The 20,460-nt window shown below is 39.3% G+C and carries 21 protein-coding genes; 13 read left to right on the forward strand and 8 right to left on the reverse strand.

The window, feature by feature from the left end; translation table 11 throughout:
* Positions 1–84 precede the first annotated feature (84 nt).
* Positions 85–1,737, forward strand: coding sequence for a PglL family O-oligosaccharyltransferase (locus tag AC5YCI_RS11070; protein WP_496175533.1), 1,653 nt, complete (start codon positions 85–87; stop codon positions 1,735–1,737).
* A gap of 36 nt (positions 1,738–1,773) precedes the next feature.
* Here AC5YCI_RS11070 and bfr read toward each other — a convergent pair whose 3' ends face one another.
* The 6 genes from bfr to gmk form a co-directional block, all read right to left on the reverse strand.
* Positions 1,774–2,238, reverse strand: a complete 465-nt coding sequence (bfr, locus tag AC5YCI_RS11075; protein ID WP_496129946.1) for a heteropolymeric bacterioferritin subunit Bfr — start codon at positions 2,236–2,238, stop codon at positions 1,774–1,776.
* A gap of 216 nt (positions 2,239–2,454) precedes the next feature.
* Complete coding sequence (locus tag AC5YCI_RS11080; protein WP_496129944.1) at positions 2,455–2,649, reverse strand: bacterioferritin-associated ferredoxin; 195 nt, start codon at positions 2,647–2,649, stop codon at positions 2,455–2,457.
* A 153-nt stretch (positions 2,650–2,802) separates the two neighbouring features.
* Complete coding sequence (locus AC5YCI_RS11085) at positions 2,803–3,186, reverse strand: RidA family protein (RefSeq protein ID WP_122900069.1); 384 nt, start codon at positions 3,184–3,186, stop codon at positions 2,803–2,805.
* A gap of 77 nt (positions 3,187–3,263) precedes the next feature.
* Positions 3,264–5,372, reverse strand: coding sequence for a RelA/SpoT family protein (locus tag AC5YCI_RS11090; RefSeq protein WP_496129943.1), 2,109 nt, complete (start codon positions 5,370–5,372; stop codon positions 3,264–3,266).
* A gap of 221 nt (positions 5,373–5,593) precedes the next feature.
* On the reverse strand, positions 5,594–5,875 hold the full coding sequence (gene rpoZ / locus AC5YCI_RS11095) for a DNA-directed RNA polymerase subunit omega (protein ID WP_067762989.1): 282 nt from the start codon (positions 5,873–5,875) through the stop codon (positions 5,594–5,596).
* A gap of 76 nt (positions 5,876–5,951) precedes the next feature.
* Positions 5,952–6,575, reverse strand: coding sequence for a guanylate kinase (gene gmk / locus AC5YCI_RS11100; protein ID WP_496129942.1), 624 nt, complete (start codon positions 6,573–6,575; stop codon positions 5,952–5,954).
* 134 nt (positions 6,576–6,709) lie between these two features.
* Between gmk and ispH the strand changes: the two genes are divergently transcribed.
* The 12 genes from ispH to rplS all read left to right on the forward strand — a co-directional run bounded on the left by ispH (position 6,710) and on the right by rplS (position 18,330).
* Positions 6,710–7,660 (forward strand): 4-hydroxy-3-methylbut-2-enyl diphosphate reductase, encoded by a 951-nt coding sequence (gene ispH / locus AC5YCI_RS11105; protein WP_496129941.1) that lies wholly within the window; start codon positions 6,710–6,712, stop codon positions 7,658–7,660.
* Between the two features lie 368 nt (positions 7,661–8,028).
* Entirely contained in the window at positions 8,029–8,487 is a 459-nt protein-coding gene (locus AC5YCI_RS11110; protein WP_496175534.1) for a pilus assembly FimT family protein, read from the forward strand.
* Entirely contained in the window at positions 8,484–9,017 is a 534-nt protein-coding gene (gene pilV, locus AC5YCI_RS11115; protein WP_496129939.1) for a type IV pilus modification protein PilV, read from the forward strand. The genes AC5YCI_RS11110 and pilV overlap by 4 nt, the downstream gene beginning before the upstream one ends.
* A gap of 2 nt (positions 9,018–9,019) precedes the next feature.
* A complete protein-coding gene (locus tag AC5YCI_RS11120; protein WP_496175535.1) occupies positions 9,020–10,078 on the forward strand; it encodes a PilW family protein in 1,059 nt (352 codons plus the stop codon).
* Positions 10,075–10,848: a pilus assembly PilX family protein gene (locus tag AC5YCI_RS11125; protein WP_496175536.1), complete on the forward strand. Its 774-nt coding sequence runs from the start codon at positions 10,075–10,077 to the stop codon at positions 10,846–10,848. The genes AC5YCI_RS11120 and AC5YCI_RS11125 overlap by 4 nt, the downstream gene beginning before the upstream one ends.
* Positions 10,849–10,867: 19 nt before the next feature.
* A complete protein-coding gene (locus tag AC5YCI_RS11130) occupies positions 10,868–15,055 on the forward strand; it encodes a pilus assembly protein (RefSeq protein ID WP_496175537.1) in 4,188 nt (1,395 codons plus the stop codon).
* A gap of 8 nt (positions 15,056–15,063) precedes the next feature.
* Positions 15,064–15,612 carry a type IV pilin protein gene (locus AC5YCI_RS11135; protein ID WP_496175538.1) on the forward strand — a complete coding sequence of 183 codons (549 nt, stop codon included), beginning with the start codon at positions 15,064–15,066 and terminating at the stop codon, positions 15,610–15,612.
* Positions 15,606–16,076 (forward strand): type IV pilin protein, encoded by a 471-nt coding sequence (locus AC5YCI_RS11140; protein ID WP_496175539.1) that lies wholly within the window; start codon positions 15,606–15,608, stop codon positions 16,074–16,076. Before AC5YCI_RS11135 ends, AC5YCI_RS11140 begins: the two co-directional genes overlap by 7 nt.
* 148 nt (positions 16,077–16,224) lie before the next feature.
* On the forward strand, positions 16,225–16,482 hold the full coding sequence (gene rpsP, locus AC5YCI_RS11145) for a 30S ribosomal protein S16 (RefSeq protein WP_122900046.1): 258 nt from the start codon (positions 16,225–16,227) through the stop codon (positions 16,480–16,482).
* A 17-nt stretch (positions 16,483–16,499) separates the two neighbouring features.
* On the forward strand, positions 16,500–17,048 hold the full coding sequence (gene rimM, locus AC5YCI_RS11150; protein ID WP_496129933.1) for a ribosome maturation factor RimM: 549 nt from the start codon (positions 16,500–16,502) through the stop codon (positions 17,046–17,048).
* Positions 17,049–17,075: 27 nt separating this feature from the next.
* On the forward strand, positions 17,076–17,816 hold the full coding sequence (trmD, locus tag AC5YCI_RS11155) for a tRNA (guanosine(37)-N1)-methyltransferase TrmD (protein ID WP_496129932.1): 741 nt from the start codon (positions 17,076–17,078) through the stop codon (positions 17,814–17,816).
* Between the two features lie 142 nt (positions 17,817–17,958).
* Entirely contained in the window at positions 17,959–18,330 is a 372-nt protein-coding gene (rplS, locus tag AC5YCI_RS11160; protein ID WP_122900042.1) for a 50S ribosomal protein L19, read from the forward strand.
* Between the two features lie 49 nt (positions 18,331–18,379).
* On the opposite strand, the gene AC5YCI_RS11165 is transcribed toward rplS, so the two are convergent.
* Together AC5YCI_RS11165 and AC5YCI_RS11170 are read right to left on the reverse strand one after the other, a co-directional pair.
* Positions 18,380–19,351, reverse strand: coding sequence for a lipase family alpha/beta hydrolase (locus tag AC5YCI_RS11165; RefSeq protein WP_496129931.1), 972 nt, complete (start codon positions 19,349–19,351; stop codon positions 18,380–18,382).
* A 42-nt stretch (positions 19,352–19,393) separates the two neighbouring features.
* Positions 19,394–20,401 (reverse strand): lipase secretion chaperone, encoded by a 1,008-nt coding sequence (locus AC5YCI_RS11170; RefSeq protein WP_496175540.1) that lies wholly within the window; start codon positions 20,399–20,401, stop codon positions 19,394–19,396.
* Between the last annotated feature and the right edge of the window lie 59 nt (positions 20,402–20,460).

The following is a 20,460-nucleotide window of genomic DNA, read 5'->3' on the forward strand; positions in this document are numbered from 1 at the left end:
CAGCCTTTTTTATTTGTCTAAAAACAATACATAAAAAAGTTAAAATTTCTTATCATAAGCCTAAATTTTCCTCATTCTTCGCTTATGAAATTCTATCTCCTTTTAATCGCAGCAGTGCTCATGGCATTGGCATGGCTACTACCTGTGCATTACCGGCCTTGGGTCACTTATACAGGCGAACTATATGCCTTCCTCGCTTTAATTACTGTAAGTGCCATTTATCTTAAGCAAAAGCTGATTATTCCTAAAATTAGCTTGCCTTTATTAGGTCTAAGCTTAGTGCCTTTAATTCAATATGGTTTTGGGCAAGTTTTTTTCTTTGATAAAGCCTTACTATGCAGCATTTTCGTATTTGGTTTTTGGCTGAGTATCACTTTGGGCTTTAATCTAGCTTCTGAATCTAAACAAGCCCGAGAAACACTATTCACCAATCTTTGTTATTTGCTCACCGCAGTCGGTGCGGCAACGGCATTTATTGCAGTATGCCAATGGGTCAATTTAGATGCCCATTTACCTGGTATGCACAATATTAAAAGCTTTGGTGGACGACCATACGCCAACTTTGCTCAGCCCAATAATATGGCGACTTTTTTACTAATGGCTTTATTGGCCTGTTGGTATTTATACGAAAAACAAAAACTCGATAGTAAAATTCTAAGTTTTATTGCCGCACTGATTGTCACAGGTGTTGTCCTTGGTCAATCACGTACTTCATGGGTGGCATGTCTATGTATCTTATTCTATGGTGCTTATCAATATTACAAAGGCGTACTCAGCCTAAAATGGTATTACGTCACGGCATGGAGCACTTTATTTGTGGTTATGCTGATTTGGGCATTACCGCTAAGCGTCACCATTTTATCGCCATTTGCAGATAGCGCAGTAGCCAGTAGTGCAGGGGCAGTCGAATTATCAAAACGTGCTACGGGCGATATGTCGCGACTTGCCATTTGGCAGCAAATGTTACATGCGATTATGGAGCAGCCGCTATGGGGATATGGCTGGCATCAAACCAGTGTAGCCTACACGTTAATTAGTGATTATTTTCAAGGTCCTGTTTGGATTCGTAGTGCGCATAACTTTGTCTTAGATTTTCTAATTTGGAATGGCTTAGTTATTGGCTTAGCGTATTTGGCTTATTTTGCCTATTGGGGTCTGCAACTACTGCGCCGCGTCAACTCAGTAGAGTCTGTCATTGCCTTGCTGATGGTTACAGTATTTGTTGTGCATGCTATGTTGGAATTTCCGCAAAACTATGCCTATTTCTTGCTACCGATTGGTTTTATTATTGGGATTTTACAAGCACAATCCACGCCACACATTTTCAGTCTTAGTCCGCGTTTTATGCAGGTGACTATTGTGCTTGGTGTGGCAATTACAGCCTTAATCTATCGAGATTATGCAACGGTGGTGCCTAAGCTTAATCAATCCATGCGTTATGAAAAGACGCCTGAAAAGATCACCAATGATGATCGGGTGTATATGTTGGAAGAGTTTAATCGCCGTATTGAGTGGATTCGAATGAATCCTTATACGGCCTTAAATCAGGATGAGATCACCAAGATCAGTGAAATTGTACTGAACTACCCAACCACCTATGACTTATTCAAATACGCTAAATTATTGGCATTTAATGGCTATGAAGAAGAAGCTAAGCATCAACTCTGGTTATTACGTGAATTACGTGATTTAGATATTAGTTATCAAGAATTGACTGAGATACAACCCCAGTCTTAATTAAAAAAGCCCGCAATTGCGGGCTTTTTATTTTTCTTAGAGCTGGCTTTGAATATAGTTTGGTGTACCTACTTGTTCAGCAATATCTAACTGTGTTGTGGTCCAATCTAAATATTCTTCTTCTTTCTCTAAAATTTCCTGGACTAAATCACGTGTGACATAATCCATTGAGGTCTCCGCTAAGGCCACAGCTTGTTGTAGCGCTTCAATATTTTCTTTCACTTTGCGTACATCACAATTGAGTACTTCTAGCGTATGTTGACCAATATAGAGTTTGCCTAAATGTTGTAAATTTGGCAGACCCTCTAAAAATAAAATGCGTTCAATAATCTTATCAGCATGTTTCATCTGACGAATCGATTCTTTATATTCTGCTGAACCGAGTTGCTCAATACCCCAATCATTAAACATACGTGAATGTAAGAAATATTGGTTAATTGCGGTAAGGTGATGATATAGAACCTGATTTAATTGATGAATAACGTCACGATTGCCTTTCATTGCACCCACTCCAATCTATATGCCCTAAGGCTTTAATTTTAAATTAGAATAATGTTAAACAACAAATGATCGAATGGCGAGTAATTTATAGAACAGCAAATGAAAATCGCAATCAAAAACAACTGCTCGGTACATTTAGGCAATAAAAACCCGCCTAGAGTCATAAGCGGGGGAGGAGTTAATTTGCCTATAGGCTTATTGTTCTAATTATAAACATTAAGCTGCGACAGAGATTCTGGCAGCAATTTGTGCAACTTCTTCACTAATAATTGAACGTGCTTCTGGTGCACAGCGTCCACAGCAAGTACCAAGGTCAAGCAAATCACGAACTTCACGGTAATTTCCTGCACCATTCGCAACAGCATCTTTAATATCCTGATCGGTAATACCGCGACATAAGCATACGTACATCAGTCATCACATACAATGAAATAAGATAACTAGTATTATTGATAATTATTATCAATTGTCAATTTATTTCATCTTATTATTGGATAATGTTTGATTGAGTTTTTGAATTAAAAAACGCCACTCAATCGGTGGCGTTTATGCAGATTTTTTAAGTTATTGATTGATAATAACAACACCATCCATTTCGACCAAAGCGCCTTTAGGTAAGCTTGCTACACCTAAAGCTGCACGGGCTGGATACGGTTGAGCAAAGTATTCACCCATAATTTGATTGACAAGTTGGAAGTGTGAAAGATCAGTTAAGAAAATATTCAGTTTTGCGATATCTGCCAACGAGCCGCCAGCTGCTTCACATACAGCTTTTAAGTTATCAAATACACGGCGAATTTGCGCTTCAATGCCTTCAACCAATTCCATACTGTATGGATCTAAGCCAATTTGACCTGAAAGATATAAAGTATCATTCACTAAAATAGCTTGTGAATAAGTACCAATCGCAGCAGGTGCATTTTCGGTATGGATTACTTGGCGGGACATCAATTTCTCCTTATATCGTATATATATACATCATAGTCGATCAGCTCAGCTTGCAGAAGCATTATCGTTTAATTTGATTAACTTGCAACTCTATTAGACTCATTAATCGTGACAGGTTGAAACAAACGCCCAATACGTGGGAAGCCAAATTGCATACGTAACTCACGGATAATTTTTGCGATATGTTGGCGATTATTTACAACAATATTCACGTAAGTTTTGCCTTCATGCGGACGTACCATTTCAACGCCTGTATGTTCTTTACGACATTGATAAATTAAGTCAGAAATTTGCTCATCATTTAAGCTTATATCAATAGCTAAATAGGCTGTAAAGCTGACATCTTCGACCACATCATGATTTTTATTCCACTGTAATGGCATGATGTTTTCAGGGTGTAAATGTTGCTCATGTAATAGATTACGGCAACGCGCACGATGCACAATTAAACCGCGACGTGATAAATGGCCTTGAATTGGATCACCAAGCACAGGATTACAGCAATGTGCATATTTGACATCAACGCCTTCGGTGCCTTGAATGAGACGCTGGGATTCTTCACTATGATGATCTTGTGAGAATAAATGGTTGGCCACCAATTGAGGTAATAAATCACCTACCGCAATTTGCTCAAATAAACGCTCTTTGGATTCTAAGTGACGCCATTCAAGTAAATCGGTCCAATCATCGAGTGTAAGATCTTTAGTCGAGCGGTTAAATAATTTTAAAGCACGATCGAGGGCTTGTTGACCGACCAAACGCTGCTCTTCAATATCTTGTTCACGCAAAATGTTTTGTAAAGCACGGCGCGCTTTTTGGGTATTAATAAAACTCAACCAATCTGGGTTAGGTGAGGCTAAAACATCAGTAATAATTTCAATTACTTGACCATTAGATAACGCAGTCGAAAGTGATTTGATCTCACCGTCAATTTTAGCACCTACCGCATGGTTACCTAAAAATAGGCTGGCTGAATAAGCAAAGTCGACCACCGTGGCACCTTGTGGTAACTCATGCAAGTGACCTTGCGGTGTATACACCCAAATTTTTTCTTGGTGTAAATAATCGAGCAATTCATTAAACGTGGTTTTAGCACAATCACCATCGACCAAAACATTTAAGTTTTGCATAGATGCTTGAATCGCAGAACGACAAGCTTGCGGTGCATTTTCACCAAGTACCACACCAAAACGTGCTGCTTTACGCATCAGCTCAGTTTGAATGGTGAGCGAAAGCGTAGTTTTTTCACCTTTTAAGGTCATTAATAAAGATTGGTTGCCACCGGGTAATGGACGACGAATATGATCGGAATATTTTAGAACTTTGAAGTTTTCACGTAGCACTTCAGCCAAACGGTCACAATCGGCAATACTTTGTAAAATAATTTCAAAAGCATGACTATGGGTCAGCTCTTGTAGATTAATATCGTTTTTAACAAAGTGGCGCAGTAACTCAATATTATTATTTTTCTTTTTAATTCGGCCAATTAAATTCTGTTGTTCAAGTAAACTGCTCAGCTTACTTTCCCAAATCGCTTGATATTCACAACGCTTAGGCTTGGTTTGTAACAACACTTCTTGGATGTTGTTATACATATCTAAATCAAGATTCTGATAACACAGATGTTCTAAGTTATCTGCCATCTCATTCATACCCACAATGCGTGCCATCGGCACAAATACATCAAAGGTTTCTTGAGCGATACGTGCGCGTTTATCTGGACGCAGCGCATCTAGGGTGGTCATATTATGGTAGCGGTCAGAGAGCTTAATAATAATGACACGTGGGTCTTGTAAGGTAGCTTGCAAGATTTTACGGAAAGAGGCAGCTTTATTAAATTCTTTGTCACTAGAATGACTGAGTTTGGTGACACCATCGACCAATTCAGCAACTTTTTTACCAAATTTTTCAGTGATATCTTCTTTACTAAATTCAGTATCTTCAATCACATCGTGCAGCAATGCTGCCATGAGGGTTTCTGGATCAAGACGCATATGCGCTAAGATGCAGCTCACCGCGATAGGGTGTAAAACATAGGGCTCGCCACTTTTACGGGTCACACCATCATGTGCCATATCGGCATAATCACAAGCGTCTAGCACGCGCTCGACATCACGTTCACTTAAATAAGCGTCGATAATAGTTTTGAGCTGTTGCTTTGCTTGATTGACATCTGCACCTGGCATAGAACACCTTTACGATACACGTTTTGCGATAAGTGAATGGGTTAATCCTCTAATGAAATGTATTCTGCGACTGTTGTCAATTTTTTCAGGCAAAAAATACAAAAAATCTTCATAAGAGAGAAAAGGGTATAACTGATGTTATAGCGTTTCTTGGACAAATAGAAAAGTAGGGAGAATAAAAAAGCCTAGTATAAAACTAGGCTTTAGTTAGAAAGTTAATCTTATTGGAAAGAAAAACCATCTAAATTTAAGTTATTTGCAGAAAGTGCAAGATCAAGGCTTGAGGTTTGGTAGTCTTGCTCACGTTGTTTCAAAATGTCTTTTGAAACGTGACCCGCTGCAATCTCACGTAATGCAACAACTGTAGGTTTATCGTTGTCCCATTCTACGGTAGGTTCAATACCTTGACGTGCCAATTGACGCGCGCGTTTGCTTGCCACTAGTACAAGCTCAAAGCGGTTGTCTACATGGTCTAAACAATCTTCAACGGTTACGCGTGCCATAAGAATTCTCGGTTGAATAGTAAATTTAAACAGACTAAGCAGTATAAAAGTCTTTACTTAAATACTCAAGTTTTAATCACTCGCTTGCAGGCGTAATCAGCTTTTGAATTAGCTCACGGTGGCGAGTGGCTTGTTGTTGTAACACCAAGCGATTTGCGGTAATCACTGATTCTAGATCATGTAAGGCTTTGTTAAAGTCATCGTTAATAATGACATAATCAAAGTTACTGTATTGCTGCATATCTTCAACCGCACAGCTTAAGCGATGTTCAATCACTTCAACTGAGTCTGTGCCACGGTTTGATAGACGTTGGCGTAGATCAAATTGGCTAGGCGGTAAAATAAAGATTTGTTTTGATTCAGGAAAAAGTTTGCGTACTTGTTGCGCACCTTGCCAATCAATCTCAAGCAATACGTCATGACCTTTGGCAAGTTGCTCTTTTACAGTCGCTTGCGCTGTACCATAATAGTTACCAAATACTTCGGCATACTCAATAAAACCGCCTTCTTCAACCAGTTTTAAAAAGTCTTCTTTTTTTGCAAAGTGGTAATGTACACCGTCAAGTTCGCCAACGCGTTGACCGCGTGTGGTGTGGGAGACAGAAACGTGTAAATTATTCACACGCTCAAGCAATGCTTTAACAAGGGACGTTTTGCCCGTTCCTGATGCAGCAGAAACGACAAACAAGAGACCCGACATGATATTTTTCCTGATATGATAAAATATCTTCTCTATTTTAAAGTAGACAGCCACTAAACTAAATAGTCCAAGTGACTTTGTTTACATTTATTTCAAATCATTCATCCGAAACTAAAATGGGTATTGAGGATTCTATGGAAATTGTCTTGGCCAATCCACGTGGTTTTTGTGCAGGTGTAGACCGTGCAATTGCAATTGTAAATCGTGCCTTGGAATGCTTTAACCCACCCATTTATGTGCGCCATGAAGTGGTACACAATAAATTTGTGGTGGATGATTTACGTCAGCGTGGTGCGATCTTTGTTGATGAACTCGACGAGGTGCCAGATGACAATATTGTGATTTTTAGCGCACATGGTGTTTCTAAAGCAGTACAGCAAGAAGCTGAACGCCGTGGTTTAAAAGTCTTTGATGCCACTTGTCCTTTGGTGACTAAAGTACATATTGAAGTGACCAAATATGCCCGTGAAGGTATTGAAGCGATTTTAATTGGTCATGAAGGTCATCCAGAAGTGGAAGGCACGATGGGTCAATATGACAAAAAAAATGGCGGTCATATTTATTTGGTCGAGGATGAAGAGGATGTCGCCAACTTGGTGGTGAATAATCCTGAGCAAGTGGCGTTTGTGACTCAAACCACTTTATCTATTGATGATACTGCTAAAGTGATTGATGCCTTACGTCAAAAATTCCCAAATATTCAAGGCCCACGTAAAGATGATATTTGCTATGCCACACAAAATCGTCAAGACGCAGTACGTGATCTAGCTGCACAATGTGATGTGGTTTTAGTGGTGGGTTCACCAAACTCATCTAACTCTAATCGTTTACGTGAATTGGCAGAGCGTATGGGTAAACATGCTTATTTGGTTGATAATGCCGATGAACTACAACAAGCATGGTTTGCGACAGGGGCTAAAGTCGGTGTAACTGCTGGGGCATCAGCACCTGAAATTTTAATTAAACAGGTAATTCAGCGTTTACGTGATTGGGGTGCAACTCTACCGCAAGAGCTTGCAGGACGTGAAGAGAATATTACCTTTAGTTTGCCTAAGGAATTACGTATTCCTGTTACTCAAGCTTAAATTACAGCAATAACACTAAGCCAATGTGACTCCATTGGCTTTTTGCAGTTCAAATTGAGTTTTTAAGTGAAAATTGCCTGAAATAGCTATTAGCTAAAACAATAAGTTAAGTTAGAATAAACTGAAAAAGTTGACCAAACTGATTGGTTTTTATTGATTATATAAGTTTCGCTAAATGACAGAAACGAATAGGGGTTGTTATTGCATGTTGCGCAATAATGAAATTGTAATTTTAGGGTAGTTCTGTTTGATTACCTTTTGAGCCTCATCTGCTTTTTTCTGCCATTTATCTGTGACAGGTTTGTATTTTTTGTACCTTATTTGATAATTATCACAACATAAGGTGCTGAATTTTGTGGGATGAGAGGATGCGTAAGTTACAAGGATTTACCTTAATCGAGTTGATGATCACCATAGGTATTTTAGCGATTCTGGCAACCCTTGCAGTGCCATCTTTTGCCAGTATGGTACGTAAATATAATTTAGAAAGTAGTGCCATGGAACTCAATATGTTGCTTAGTCAGGCACGTACTACCGCAGTCAGTACTCGTCAAGACATCACCGTTCATCTCAATCAAACTGCCTTAAACACTAAAAACACTAAACAAGAAAAATATTGGATGCCTAAAGGACAGGTTAGCTACCGTAGTATTAAGGTAACTGAGATTACTTTTAAAGCTTCTGGTCAAGTACACGCACAAGACCAAAATTTTGATTTGGCATTACAGCTATGTGATCGCTCCAATGCATCTGATCTGTCAATGACTTTGCACCTGTCACGTTTTGGTACCGTACAACACATTGAAAAGGGGACATGCGCATCATGAGTGCCCAATCACAACGCGGTGTTGGTTTAATGGAAGTGATGGTTGCAGCATTGATCTTAGCCGTAGCAGTACTTGGATTTATTAGCTTGCAATACCGTTCTTTAGAAGCAGCCAATGAGGCTTATTACCGTACGCAAGCCATGAGTGTGGCGCGGGATTTGGCAGAACGTATTCGTGCGAATCAATTGGAACAAGAGACCTATTTAAAACAATTAACCTACTCTCAACCCTCTGATACAGCGACTGAAAAAGCCTCAGAAGAAGGCGTGACAACACCCAGCACATGTATGAGCAATCAATGTACAGACGAGCAGTTTGCGATTGCTGATGTTGAAGAAATTAAAGCCAAAGCACAAGCAGTAGGGATGCAAGTGGCTATGCAAAAATGCAGTGGTGTAGAACAACGTAATTGTATTTATATTGCTTGGGATAAAACCTTGCCAAAGGATGGAACAGCAGCAGATGAAAGTTGCACCAGTGGTGGTACATATATTGATGGCTCGCGTTGCATTGTGATGGAGGCCTATTAATAATGAAAAAACGCTATCAACACGGGATTAGCTTACTTGAGCTTATGATTGCACTGGCACTAGGTTTGATTTTAGTGGCTGTGGCAGTACAAATGTTTATCTCCTCTCAAGCCAATTTAGCTCTGCAACGTGGTTTAGGTGACTTACAAGATAATGGCCTATTTGGTATTGATTTTATTGCCAAAGATTTACGTAAAACCAACTTGGGTGCTTCGCTGCCTATTTTAGATTCAAATATTGCACAAGGCGGTATCATTTTATCTCAATACAATATTATTGGCGGGGATGCTCAAGCAAATAATCAAATCAATGTGCTTGGATTGGGAGCCAATGAAATGTCTGGTACGGCTTTATTACCAGGCACATCTAATTTTACGGGTCAAAAAAGCGATCAGCTCACCATTCAATATAAAACAGTACAAAATATATATGACGATGCGACCTTTTTAAAAAAAATAAACAATGGTTTAACCGCTGACGAAAAAACACTGGTAGTGGGCTATGACTGTGAAGGGGGTAAAATTGTTTTAGAGGATGTAGCCAATCAAGTCTATATCGTACAGCGTTATTTGGTTAAACCCATTGGTGACGTTACGAGTAGCAGCAATAATCCGAACTTAGCTTTATATTGTGATGCAGGCCGTTATCAGTTAACAGATGTAGAAAGTGCCTATGCAGCCACAGACCCAGCAAAGCGTACTGTTAATATCACAGGTTTAAATCATAACAATCAAATCGTATTACGCCGTGTTGATCATTTTCGTGTGTTGTTGGGTGTGGCGACTGGAGATTATGGTAAAAGTGAAAATTTTCGCTACATGACTTTAAATGATTATAAAGCTTTGAGTAGTGATCCTTTACCAAAAATCCGTAGTGTTAAGTTAGGCTTAGTGATTCGTTCTCAAGATCGTATTCCAGCAGCAAGTGTGACAAAGCAAACTGCTTTTAATATTTTAGATCTCAGCTCAGCCCAATTGGTTGGCGGAAAAGACAACTATATGCGTCAAGTCCTGACACAAACCATTGCTTTACGTAATGCACTTGGGGAGGATTTACGATGATAGATTCTCACAATCAAAAAGGCTCTACCTTAATTGTTGTGTTGATCATGTTAGTGGTCATTACCATTATTGGTGTAGTGGGGGTAAGACACAGCATGACTTCACTCAATATTGCCACCAATAGCCAAATCAATGAGTTATTAAGACAAAGTTCAGATTCAGCTATGCTTGCTTTAGAAGAAGTCAATGATTTAGCTCAGCTTTCGACAGCTAACGGTATATTAGGTTTTATTAGTCGACCTGAAAACCTTAATAAAGAATTAGTTTTTTGTTTTAAAAAATCAGGTGGGATTGCTTTTGATATTAGTCAAGCGAGTATGCTAGAAATTGAAAATAATAAAGTAAAAAAGAGTGCTTTAGGTGATAGAGGCTTTTGTAAACCAGATGATGCGGATTTTTATACTAGTCAAAGAAATGTTGTTTTAACACAAGTCGCAGTTAAACGCTCAACTGCAGGGGTATTGGAACCTGCTTTTTCTAACTATACCATTGGTACTGATTTTGTTTCATCAAAAACGCAGAATAATGAAAGATTTACTGTTTATTCAACTTCACTTTTACCTTCTATAGGTGGTGCCAAAAAGGAAGAGGTTTTTGCATGTTTATCTGAACATATGAACAGTAACTTACAGATTTCAGGTGCTGGTACCTCTAATGCGACAGCAGTTACAGTATCTAAATGCTTAGAAAATTTAGGTGTGCCATATATTACACAAGTGGCCGATTATAGTTATATGGTGGGGTTTAACCAGATATCAGGAAAGAACTGATAGCATGGGGGTATTAGCGATGAAAAAGACAATAATCAGTAGTGCTATTGCTGCAATGTTAGCAGCCACTAGCTTGATAACACATTCAACATGGGCTAGTGACCGTGACATTTATCAACGTGGTGGTGAAGGGTCAACGGCTATTATGCTGACATTAGATATTACTGAAACGATGCGTGGTATTCGAGGCGAACTCAATGATGGTTTTAGTGATTACTATATGTGTAATCAAGCCACAAATAGAAGTAATCATGTTATTAGCGTTGGTAATGAATCTTTTAATGTTAGATTTTGTCGCTATAGAACCTCAGGCTATGGAATTTTAGAATTAGGTGATAAGTTAAAAGATTTTATTATCCCAGGTCGTTATAAAAGTTATACCGATTATATTAATCAGACCTGTACTTACCGTGAAGATTCTTCAATTGAGTATATTTGCTATGACCGTTTGTCTAAGGCAAAGATAGCATTACTTAGCTTGTTAGTTGGTAATCCAGATTTAGGGATTGCAAAATTAACAGATGATAAAGTGATGGGTTTAACGACTTTTTCTGCTTATCATCAAACTTCTGATAAATATGGATCTTTTGCAGGGAAGGTCAATATTAAACCGCGTCGTTTGGATGATATAGTGACCATGTCAGATGGAACTAAAGTTACACAGAGGAAATTGTTAATTGAAACAATAAAAATAATTGATGATATTAATGAAAGTTTATTGGATGAAATAGCCAGTGCTCTAGATAATAATCGTGACAGTAATTCACCTATTGCCTCTGCTTATGCTGAAGCTGCTGCAGCATTAATGGGTACAACAACAAAAGGTGCGGGTCTTAAGGTTATTGGTCGTAAAGACATGTTGGTACAGCATTATTATTATCAATGTAAAGGTTATGATAATAATACGGCAACATGGAACGAACAAGGTGAGTGTACATCAGGGTGGAAATTAAAAGAGTCAACCTGGGGTCTATCATTATCAACAAAAAACTTCCCTGATTGGATTAGAAAGAATTATCCTTATGATGGAAGTTATCTACGTAATGATTATCCTGTAGGGGATGGGTATCATAAAGATGAGAATAGTAGTAGTTTTTTAGGAGCGCGTTTCTATTATATTAATGATCCTGATAGAAGCGTTCCTTATAGTGGATTTAACTATGCTACTGAAGGCAGTTTTGCTGAAAGGAATAATACCCACTATAATCGTGCATCAATTATTCAAGCACAGTTAGATGACCCAGCTAAAAAATCTTGCCATGCACAAGGTATTTATATGCTGACAGGAGGGACACCGTATATCAAAAATAGTGACGGTAGCACCTATTCTCCAAGCATTGGTGTTGAAAGAGTTATGCAGAGGGCTTTAGCATCACCTACAACTACATTAAATAAAAATTTTAGTTGTGTGTCTAAAGAAGATACTGAGACAGAAAGTGATGTAGCTTCTACTTTAGTAGATTATAAAAATACAGGTGTTGGTTTGCTTAAAGACAATACCATGTGGGCATGTTTGTCAAACTTTACCCAAGCTTTAAAAGATCCGAATAAAAATCCTGTGAATTTAGAAGTTAAAACCGCTATTGCAGGTATGGGGCGCTATTTCTCTGATCTACCAGATACTAAAGGTATTGATCTAGATAATGAAAGCTCTATTAAGTCATATTTTACTCAAGTGAATAATGCAAACTTTTCTAAGCGTTTCTTAGAATTTAAAGATGAATCGGAAAAACATAATATTCGTAATACGGCAAAATTAGGAGCGCTTGGTGGTGGTGGTTTTTATTCAGCTTTATCTGTGGAAGAGATTGCAGAAAGTGTAAATCACTTTATTAACTACATGGCAAAAGACATCCCATCTGCTTCTGTCAATAAAGCTGTGATTCCTGTGGATATTCTTAATCCATATGAATTACAACCTTATGCATATTTAACGATGTATGAACCTACTGTGCAAAAAGGAACATCTGCATGGGCGGGTAATTTAAAACGCTATAACATTGGTAACCAAGGTTTAGTTGTAGATGGTAGTGGTAATAACGTCTTTGCTGCTAATGGTATTGTAAAAGACAATGTTAAGGACTTATGGGAAAATAGTAGCTTAGGCGATAGAGAAAAACTAAAAGCCCGCATTTTTCAAGGTGGTGCGTTAAATAAAATCCAATTAAGGCATCATGATGTAGGAGGGGAGCGCACTTATCAACGTACAGTTTATACGACACGTAAATGTATAACAAAAGAAAATAATGTTGCTTGTGAACAAGACCCTCATGTTAAATTAACTCAATTGAATAGAGATTATTTTACAGATAAGTTATCTGGTAAAGATAGCTTACGGGGCTACTTACTTGGCTTGCTGGGTTATGATGTCTTAAACCCAAAAAATATTAATGATGAAGAAATTTTAAAATTTTGGGAGGATCGTCCGGAACTACGTCAAATGGGTGCAGTGTTACACTCAGATCCAATTGTTCTAACGCAAGAAGCTACTTTTGATAATAACGATAATAAACAAGTAGTATCAAGAAAAGACTATGTCCTATTTGGTACCACCCAAGGTTTGTTACACGTTATAGACGCAGAAAAAGGCGATGAAAAATTTGCGTTTGTACCTAATGAAATGGTGGAGAATAATTATCACTCTTTCTTAGATCCAAATTTTTCTAGTACAGGTAATGATTTTAAGTACGGTATTGATGGTCCATGGACGGTTCATACTGAATATGTGACTAATCAAGATGAATCAGGTGAGTTAACTACCTTAACAGTAGGCAAGGTGGTGGGACAGGATAAAACAGCTGTTCAGGGAAAACAGTGGGTATATGGTGGTTTACGTATGGGTGGGCGTAGCTATTATGCGCTTGATCTTAGTGATTTAAAGATACCTAAAGTAAAATTCCATATTGATCCTGAAAACAAAAGAGTCGTTACTCCTGAAGGACCTTACCATTATCCTGAATTAGAGTATATGGGGCAAAGTTGGTCTAAACCTGTGATTACATATGTTGATTGGCAGGGTGAGCGCAAATTAGTAATGTTTGTTGGTGGTGGTTACGATTCTGACCCACAAGGTATGAACCAAGGTTATGAACATCTAACCTATCAGCAAGAAAATGGTCAGGGCGCGGGCGTTTATATGTTTGATGCTGACACTGGAAAGCTATTGTGGTGGGCAAGCAGTAATGTAGGTAAAGTTGATTACGAAGACCAAACTACTAGTGACACGAATTTAGTACCAGGACTCTACACTGAGAAAATGGCTTATAGTGTAGTAAGTGCGATTAAAACGGTTGACCGTGATGGTGATAGTCTAACCGATCATTTGTATTTTGGTGATTTAGGGGGACAAGTTTGGCGTATTGATATTGATAACTTTAGAAAATCGGGTGACGCCTTTGCTAAGCGGGCAGTACGCTTATTGAATCACGAAGAAGCACGCCAGCAAGGAAGGCAGCCACGTTTTTATGTAGAGCCAACTTTTGGTATTTATCGCTTACCAACTTCTGGTCGAGTGATTGCAAGTTTAAGTATTGGTTCTGGCAATGCAAGTAGTCCCCTGCATAATCCGGATAATGCAGTAAATTGGGTAAAAAATGCGATATTTACAATATATGATAAAGATGTAACACGTACTGGTCTATATAAACTACAAGACGAGGACTTGAATAAAGATTTATCGCTACCTTTGTTGACTAAAGAGGCACGTGATGCAGAGACCAAATTTACGCCTGAAAAATATGAAGAAGAATATCAAAAAAATAGTGGCTGGCAATATGTATTCTCTGACAATTCAGCAACAGTGGCGGGTCAAGATTTTTATACAACCCCGATGGGGCCAAAAGTAATTTCAGATCCAGTGCTGATGAATAATCAACTCTTCGTTAGTGTATTTGATAGTGAAAGAAAAGGTACAGTACAAGGCTGTGATGCAGGTATTCGCGGTGAAAGTGTAATTGAACGCTTCTGTATGCCATTTGGTTCTTGTGGTAGTAACAGTGGTATGCAAAATAGTTTATATGCAGGTGTAGGTATTGCACCAATCAATATTAGCTCGGCAGGGCAGGGGGCGAATAACTCACGTAAGATTATTAATAGTCAGTGCGAAGGAGATAGTTGTTCCATTACTGGTATTGCCAATAATGCTGTAGCTAGTGACAACAAACTTAATCGTAAATTGAGTCCAATGCGCTGGTTTGAACGCGAGTGAGGCCAGTTATGAAACAATCTCAAGGCTTTACTTTAATTGAGCTCATGGTGGTGGTGGTGATCATCACCATCCTCACCTTAATCGCAATTCCAAGCTATAAAAACTATATTCGCCGTGCTGATTTAAGTCAGGCACAGCAGGAGATGCAAAAGATTGCCGATCAGCTCGAGCGTTATAAAGGACGAAGTTTTACCTATAATGGTTTTAGTCTAGCTTCTGCCTTTGATGATGCAGCAAAAGTTTCAATAGATGAGAGTACTGGAACGCTATACTTACCAATTGGTAGCAACAGTAGTAATGGGAAATATATACTCACATTACTAGATGGAGACAAAGCAACAGCGTTAAATGCAGTTAAGACTTCAGCAGGCGATGATGGTTTTTTAGGTGATGGCCTTGGACATCGTTGGAAAATGAAAGCGATAAGTCATGATAAAGCCAACTATAGTCTTGTAATGACCAGTGACGGTTTACAATGTAAAACCATCAATCAAGTTGATGCCGCTGCATATCGCTGTGTAGCAGAAAATCAGACAGGGATGGGCGAGGCATGGTAAAACAAAATGGCTTTACCCTAATCGAGATTATGATTGCTGTGGCGATCGTTGCGATTTTAGCTGCAATTGCGATTCCAAGTTATGAACGATATAAGATTAAAGTCAACCGTGTTGCCGCACAAGCTGAAATGATTGAAATTGGCGCACAGTTACAGCAGTACTTAATTACCCATCGTAGTTTATTGGCAGATAGTAGTGCTGAGACTGGCCCATTAAAGTTTGTACCGCAAACTTTACCACGGCATGACACAGCGCTTTATGCGCTTGATCTAGAGATTGTGAGTTCATCTACTTGGTATTTGATCGCAAGGCCACAGGCTGGAACTCGCCAAGCCAATGATGGTATTTTAGTTTTAACATCTAAGGGATATCGTTGTTGGGATAAGGAAAATAAAGGCATTTGTAATAAAGATGAGTCGGGTGAGTATAAGATTACTGCGATAACGAACTGGGATGGCCGTTGATCGGATGAAATTCAAAGGTGTGGATAAATCATTTTTTAATCTTCCTTTCCTAAAAAAGATCGCGTAAAATACTGCCCTCTATGAAAGGGGTTTGAAATGTATCGATGGTCGGTACAGGGATAATCCGTAAAAACTATAAGGTTCTATCATGGTTGTTATTCGTCTTGCACGCGGTGGTGCTAAAAAACGTCCTTTCTATCAAGTTATCGTAACTGATAGCCGTAATGCACGTGACGGTCGTTTCATCGAACGTATTGGTTTCTTCAACCCTACAGCTCAAGGTAAAGCAGAAAAACTTCGTTTAGATACTGAACGTTTTGCTCACTGGATCGCTCAAGGTGCTCAACCTTCTGAACGTGTTGCTTCTTTAGCTGCTCAAGCTAAGAAAGCGGCTGCTACTGCTTAATGTCAGTAGGTAATCCCATGACACCAGCACAGAATGTTCCAGAAGATCGTATTCAGATTGGACAGCTACGTTCAGCATATGGGTTGAATGGGTGGCTCTGGGTCTATTCCAATACAGAACCCATGAGCAACATATTTGACTACCTGCCTTGGTACATTGAGACCAAAGCAGGTTGGCAAATGGTAGATGTAAAACGTTGGAAACCACATGGCAAAGGTCTAGTTGTCAGCTTAAAAGGTGTGAGTGATCGCACAGCAGCAGATGGCTTAGTTGGCGCTAATATTTGGATTTCAAAAGCGCAACTTCCTAAAGCAGGGATGGATGAGTTTTACTGGTCAGATTTAAAAGGCTTAACTGTGTTAGGTCTAGATGAAGATGAACAAGAAGTAAACCTTGGTAAAATCCATGAAATGTTTGAAACAGGTGCCAACGATGTTATGGTGGTACATGCCACACCAGACAGCGTTGATGCTGAAGAGCGTTTGATCCCATGGCATAAAGATGTGGTACAACGCGTTGATCTAGAAGCTGGTCGTATCTACGTAAATTGGGGCGTAGACTACTAAGTCTTATAGGAAATAGAGGAATCTGCGATGTTTTTTGCAGTGATTACGCTTTTTCCTGAGATGTTTGAAGCGATTACAGCCTACGGTATTAGCGGGCGTGCGGCAAAACGCGATTTAATGCAAATTCATTGTATTAATCCACGCGATTTTGCAACGGGTAACTATAAACGAGTGGATGAACGTCCATTTGGTGGTGGTCCGGGCATGGTCATGATGGCTGAGCCTTTGGCTCAAGCGATTCAACATGCCAAACAACTTGCACAACAAGCGGGAAAAACCAATGTCCCAGTGGTGTATATGTCACCACAAGGTCAAACTCTACATGAACATGCGGTACAGCAGTTTGTTGAATACGACGGCTTGATTGTACTTTGCGGGCGTTATGAAGGGGTCGATGAACGTTTAATCCAAAAATATGTTGATCAGGAATGGTCAATTGGTGATTACGTGTTATCGGGTGGTGAACTGCCTGCCATGGTGTTATTGGACAGCATTATTCGCAGACTTCCAGGTGCGATGTCCGATGAGCAATCGCATGTGCAAGATTCTTTTGTGGATGGCCTACTTGACTGCCCACAATATACAAAGCCTGACCATTTTGAAGGTTTGGATGTGCCTGAGGTACTTAAATCGGGTCATCATGCAAATATTGAAAAATGGCGCTTTTTGCAGCGTTATCAGCGTACACTTGAACGTCGACCAGAATTGGTTGAGCAAGTTGAGTTGACCAAGCAGCAAAAAAAATGGCTCAAAGATTCAGGTATCTAAAATTTTTTAGGTGCTTTTAATAGGTTCTTTATATCTTGAAGTGGTCAAGTGTAAAGAGAAATATAATCGGGTTTATGCGCTTTAGCCTCTAAACCCTGCGAAGATCAGACCGCTTCTGACTCGCACATATTGGAGATACCCCATGAGCGGTAAGCATCCTTTAGTTCAAGTTATTGAAAATGCACAGTTAAAAACTGATATCCCTGCTTTTGCACCAGGTGATACAGTTGTTGTTCAAGTTAAAGTAAAAGAAGGCGAGCGTGAACGTCTTCAGGCTTTCGAAGGCGTTGTAATCGCTAAGAAAAACCGTGGCTTAAACTCTGCTTTCACAGTACGTAAAATCTCTAGCGGTTTTGGTGTTGAGCGTGTTTTCCAAACTCACTCTCCAATCGTTGCTGGTATCGAAGTGAAACGTCGTGGTGATGTACGTCGCGCTAAACTTTACTACCTACGCGAATTGTCTGGTAAAGCTGCACGTATCCGTGAAAAATTACCAGCTCGTAAAGCAAAATAATCTGCTTTATACGCTTAAAAAAATGCGCCTTGTGGCGCATTTTTTTGTTTTATAAACCTTGTAGTTTTAAGCGGTTGGCATGTTGACGGTAAACAGAAACAGGATCGGGCGCAAAGACATGCGTTAAACCAAAAAATTGGTTAATAATGTCGAGATGATTCCAGTTGTAGTTATCACGAATAGTTTTACCAAATTTGGCACTACAGCGTGTCACTAAACCATCATTATCGCCTTGAGCATCGGTAATTTTTGCTGTGACTGCCAATAATCCATCAGGATCAAGAGCATTGGTCAGCGTACCTGTGCCTGTAAATGAATAGAAGTAGATCCCTTGTTGTTGTGCAGGGCCATCGCCACAGGTGGATGTTGGCATGCCTAATGGATATTTAGTTTGAAACGCGGCTGAACCAGCCAAACTAAGACTTTTACCAGCACTCAAAGAATCATGTGGAAAGCTATTTGACTCAATGCTTTGTGCCCAGACCAGCATCTTAGATACAAAATTAACCACATCTACCACAGGTGCTTGTAGCTGCGAGCCTTCGACTTGCATAATAAAATCAGCAGTTTTAGAGCCTTTTAATGGACTCGCAATTGCAGTGGCCGAAGCAACTTTGTTTGGGGCTACGTTGGTTACGTAGGCAATACTATGCCCCCCATGACTATGACCCAATAAATTGACTTTAGCCTTGCCTGTAATTGCAATAATTTCATCCACTTGCTGTAACAGTTGTTCACCGCGTACTTCAGATGAATTAAACGGGGAAACTCGTGTAGCCCACACATTTGCACCATTACGAGCTAAGTCGGGTAAAATTTGATACCAATAATCCACACCTAACTCATCTGTACCAGCACGAATCCATCCTCCCATACCATGGGCAAAGACTAGGGGGTATTGAGTTTTGGCATAAGACGAAATAACAAAGTTAGTCTTTATTTGACTACTATTAGAGGCGTAGCTATGACAAGCCATTGCCAGCAACACAGTCGATAAACAGATTTTTAACATAGACATCATCCTCGAAAGTTGAACCTGTTCTGTCCTAAACAGGGGGGTAGGTTATTCTGCAAAGGGTAAAACACCTCCTTGATCATGAATATTTTCAAACGTCTCTAAACGTAATTGTTGTTGTTTTTCAGGAAAATACTGTTGTTGTAATTGTAGAATATTTTGTCGTTTGCTTTGATCACTCAATGCGCTTTGTAAGACTTGATCTCGCGCAGCTAAATACTGTTGTACATTATTTTTCCATGTTTGCCGCTGTTGATCGAGTTGTTCAAGACGAACGGTGGCCTCTGCACCCACTAGATTTAAACGTAACTGTTTAAGCTCCGCAGCACTGCCTCCACGGGCTTTGAGTTGCTGGCTTAAACTACGTAAATCTTCAAGTTGCGATAAGCTCTTTAAATTGTCCTGCCAATCTGTGGGTAAGTTTTGAAATAAAGCATTAAGTGCCTGTGCTTTGTCTTGTTCAGATAAATTTTGATTTTCTAAAATGCTCAGCCGAGACAAGGTGTAATCTTGATAGAGATCTTCTTGACCAAATAAACCATTTATTTCTTCGTTATTAAAAAAGCGTTGGCGTAAATTTTTTGTAGCAGTAAAAATGGCAGCAAAATAAGCTGCATTTTCTTCACCTACGGGTTTATTAATGCTGGCTAAGGCCTGACGATAGCCCAAATAACGTTGCCATAAATCTAAAATTTGTTCACGGCTTGGGCTGTGATAAGCGGTTTTAATATAGCTACTAAAATCGCGTTCAATTTGCGTTAAATCTTTTTCACCATATTGACTAATAAAGTACTCAAAACACTGTTTGGTTTGCTCATTAACCATTAATTGTGCGGCTGCATCTAAGCGTAATTGACAATTAATTTGCGTATCTTGCTGACTTAAGCTTTGTACCGTAGTATTTGATGCATGAGGAGTGTGTAAGGCTCTTGGCTGAGCCAATGGCACAGATTGCGGCACACTTTGTGGTGGTGTTGATGAATGGGGACGTAACCACAATAACAATGTGCCTAGTCCAAGTAAAACCAACAACAAGATCCCAATCCATTTTGGCATACAGACATCCTTTTTATACAGCAGTGTAATGCAAAAACAGCTCCTTTGAATAGCTATAC

It is taken from the genome of Acinetobacter sp. CY17 (assembly GCF_059515825.1).

Excerpts from the sequence above, each read along its gene's own strand:
- AC5YCI_RS11070 (WP_496175533.1), top strand. The coding sequence starts at position 85 with ATGAAATTCTATCTCCTTTTAATCGCAGCAGTGCTCATGGCATTGGCA.
- bfr (WP_496129946.1), bottom strand. The coding sequence starts at position 2,238 with ATGAAAGGCAATCGTGACGTTATTCATCAATTAAATCAGGTTCTATAT.
- AC5YCI_RS11080 (WP_496129944.1), bottom strand. The coding sequence starts at position 2,649 with ATGTACGTATGCTTATGTCGCGGTATTACCGATCAGGATATTAAAGAT.
- AC5YCI_RS11085 (WP_122900069.1), bottom strand. The coding sequence starts at position 3,186 with ATGTCCCGCCAAGTAATCCATACCGAAAATGCACCTGCTGCGATTGGT.
- AC5YCI_RS11090 (WP_496129943.1), bottom strand. The coding sequence starts at position 5,372 with ATGCCAGGTGCAGATGTCAATCAAGCAAAGCAACAGCTCAAAACTATT.
- rpoZ (WP_067762989.1), bottom strand. The coding sequence starts at position 5,875 with ATGGCACGCGTAACCGTTGAAGATTGTTTAGACCATGTAGACAACCGC.
- gmk (WP_496129942.1), bottom strand. The coding sequence starts at position 6,575 with ATGTCGGGTCTCTTGTTTGTCGTTTCTGCTGCATCAGGAACGGGCAAA.
- ispH (WP_496129941.1), top strand. The coding sequence starts at position 6,710 with ATGGAAATTGTCTTGGCCAATCCACGTGGTTTTTGTGCAGGTGTAGAC.
- AC5YCI_RS11110 (WP_496175534.1), top strand. The coding sequence starts at position 8,029 with ATGCGTAAGTTACAAGGATTTACCTTAATCGAGTTGATGATCACCATA.
- pilV (WP_496129939.1), top strand. The coding sequence starts at position 8,484 with ATGAGTGCCCAATCACAACGCGGTGTTGGTTTAATGGAAGTGATGGTT.
- AC5YCI_RS11120 (WP_496175535.1), top strand. The coding sequence starts at position 9,020 with ATGAAAAAACGCTATCAACACGGGATTAGCTTACTTGAGCTTATGATT.
- AC5YCI_RS11125 (WP_496175536.1), top strand. The coding sequence starts at position 10,075 with ATGATAGATTCTCACAATCAAAAAGGCTCTACCTTAATTGTTGTGTTG.
- AC5YCI_RS11130 (WP_496175537.1), top strand. The coding sequence starts at position 10,868 with ATGAAAAAGACAATAATCAGTAGTGCTATTGCTGCAATGTTAGCAGCC.
- AC5YCI_RS11135 (WP_496175538.1), top strand. The coding sequence starts at position 15,064 with ATGAAACAATCTCAAGGCTTTACTTTAATTGAGCTCATGGTGGTGGTG.
- AC5YCI_RS11140 (WP_496175539.1), top strand. The coding sequence starts at position 15,606 with ATGGTAAAACAAAATGGCTTTACCCTAATCGAGATTATGATTGCTGTG.
- rpsP (WP_122900046.1), top strand. The coding sequence starts at position 16,225 with ATGGTTGTTATTCGTCTTGCACGCGGTGGTGCTAAAAAACGTCCTTTC.
- rimM (WP_496129933.1), top strand. The coding sequence starts at position 16,500 with ATGACACCAGCACAGAATGTTCCAGAAGATCGTATTCAGATTGGACAG.
- trmD (WP_496129932.1), top strand. The coding sequence starts at position 17,076 with ATGTTTTTTGCAGTGATTACGCTTTTTCCTGAGATGTTTGAAGCGATT.
- rplS (WP_122900042.1), top strand. The coding sequence starts at position 17,959 with ATGAGCGGTAAGCATCCTTTAGTTCAAGTTATTGAAAATGCACAGTTA.
- AC5YCI_RS11165 (WP_496129931.1), bottom strand. The coding sequence starts at position 19,351 with ATGATGTCTATGTTAAAAATCTGTTTATCGACTGTGTTGCTGGCAATG.
- AC5YCI_RS11170 (WP_496175540.1), bottom strand. The coding sequence starts at position 20,401 with ATGCCAAAATGGATTGGGATCTTGTTGTTGGTTTTACTTGGACTAGGC.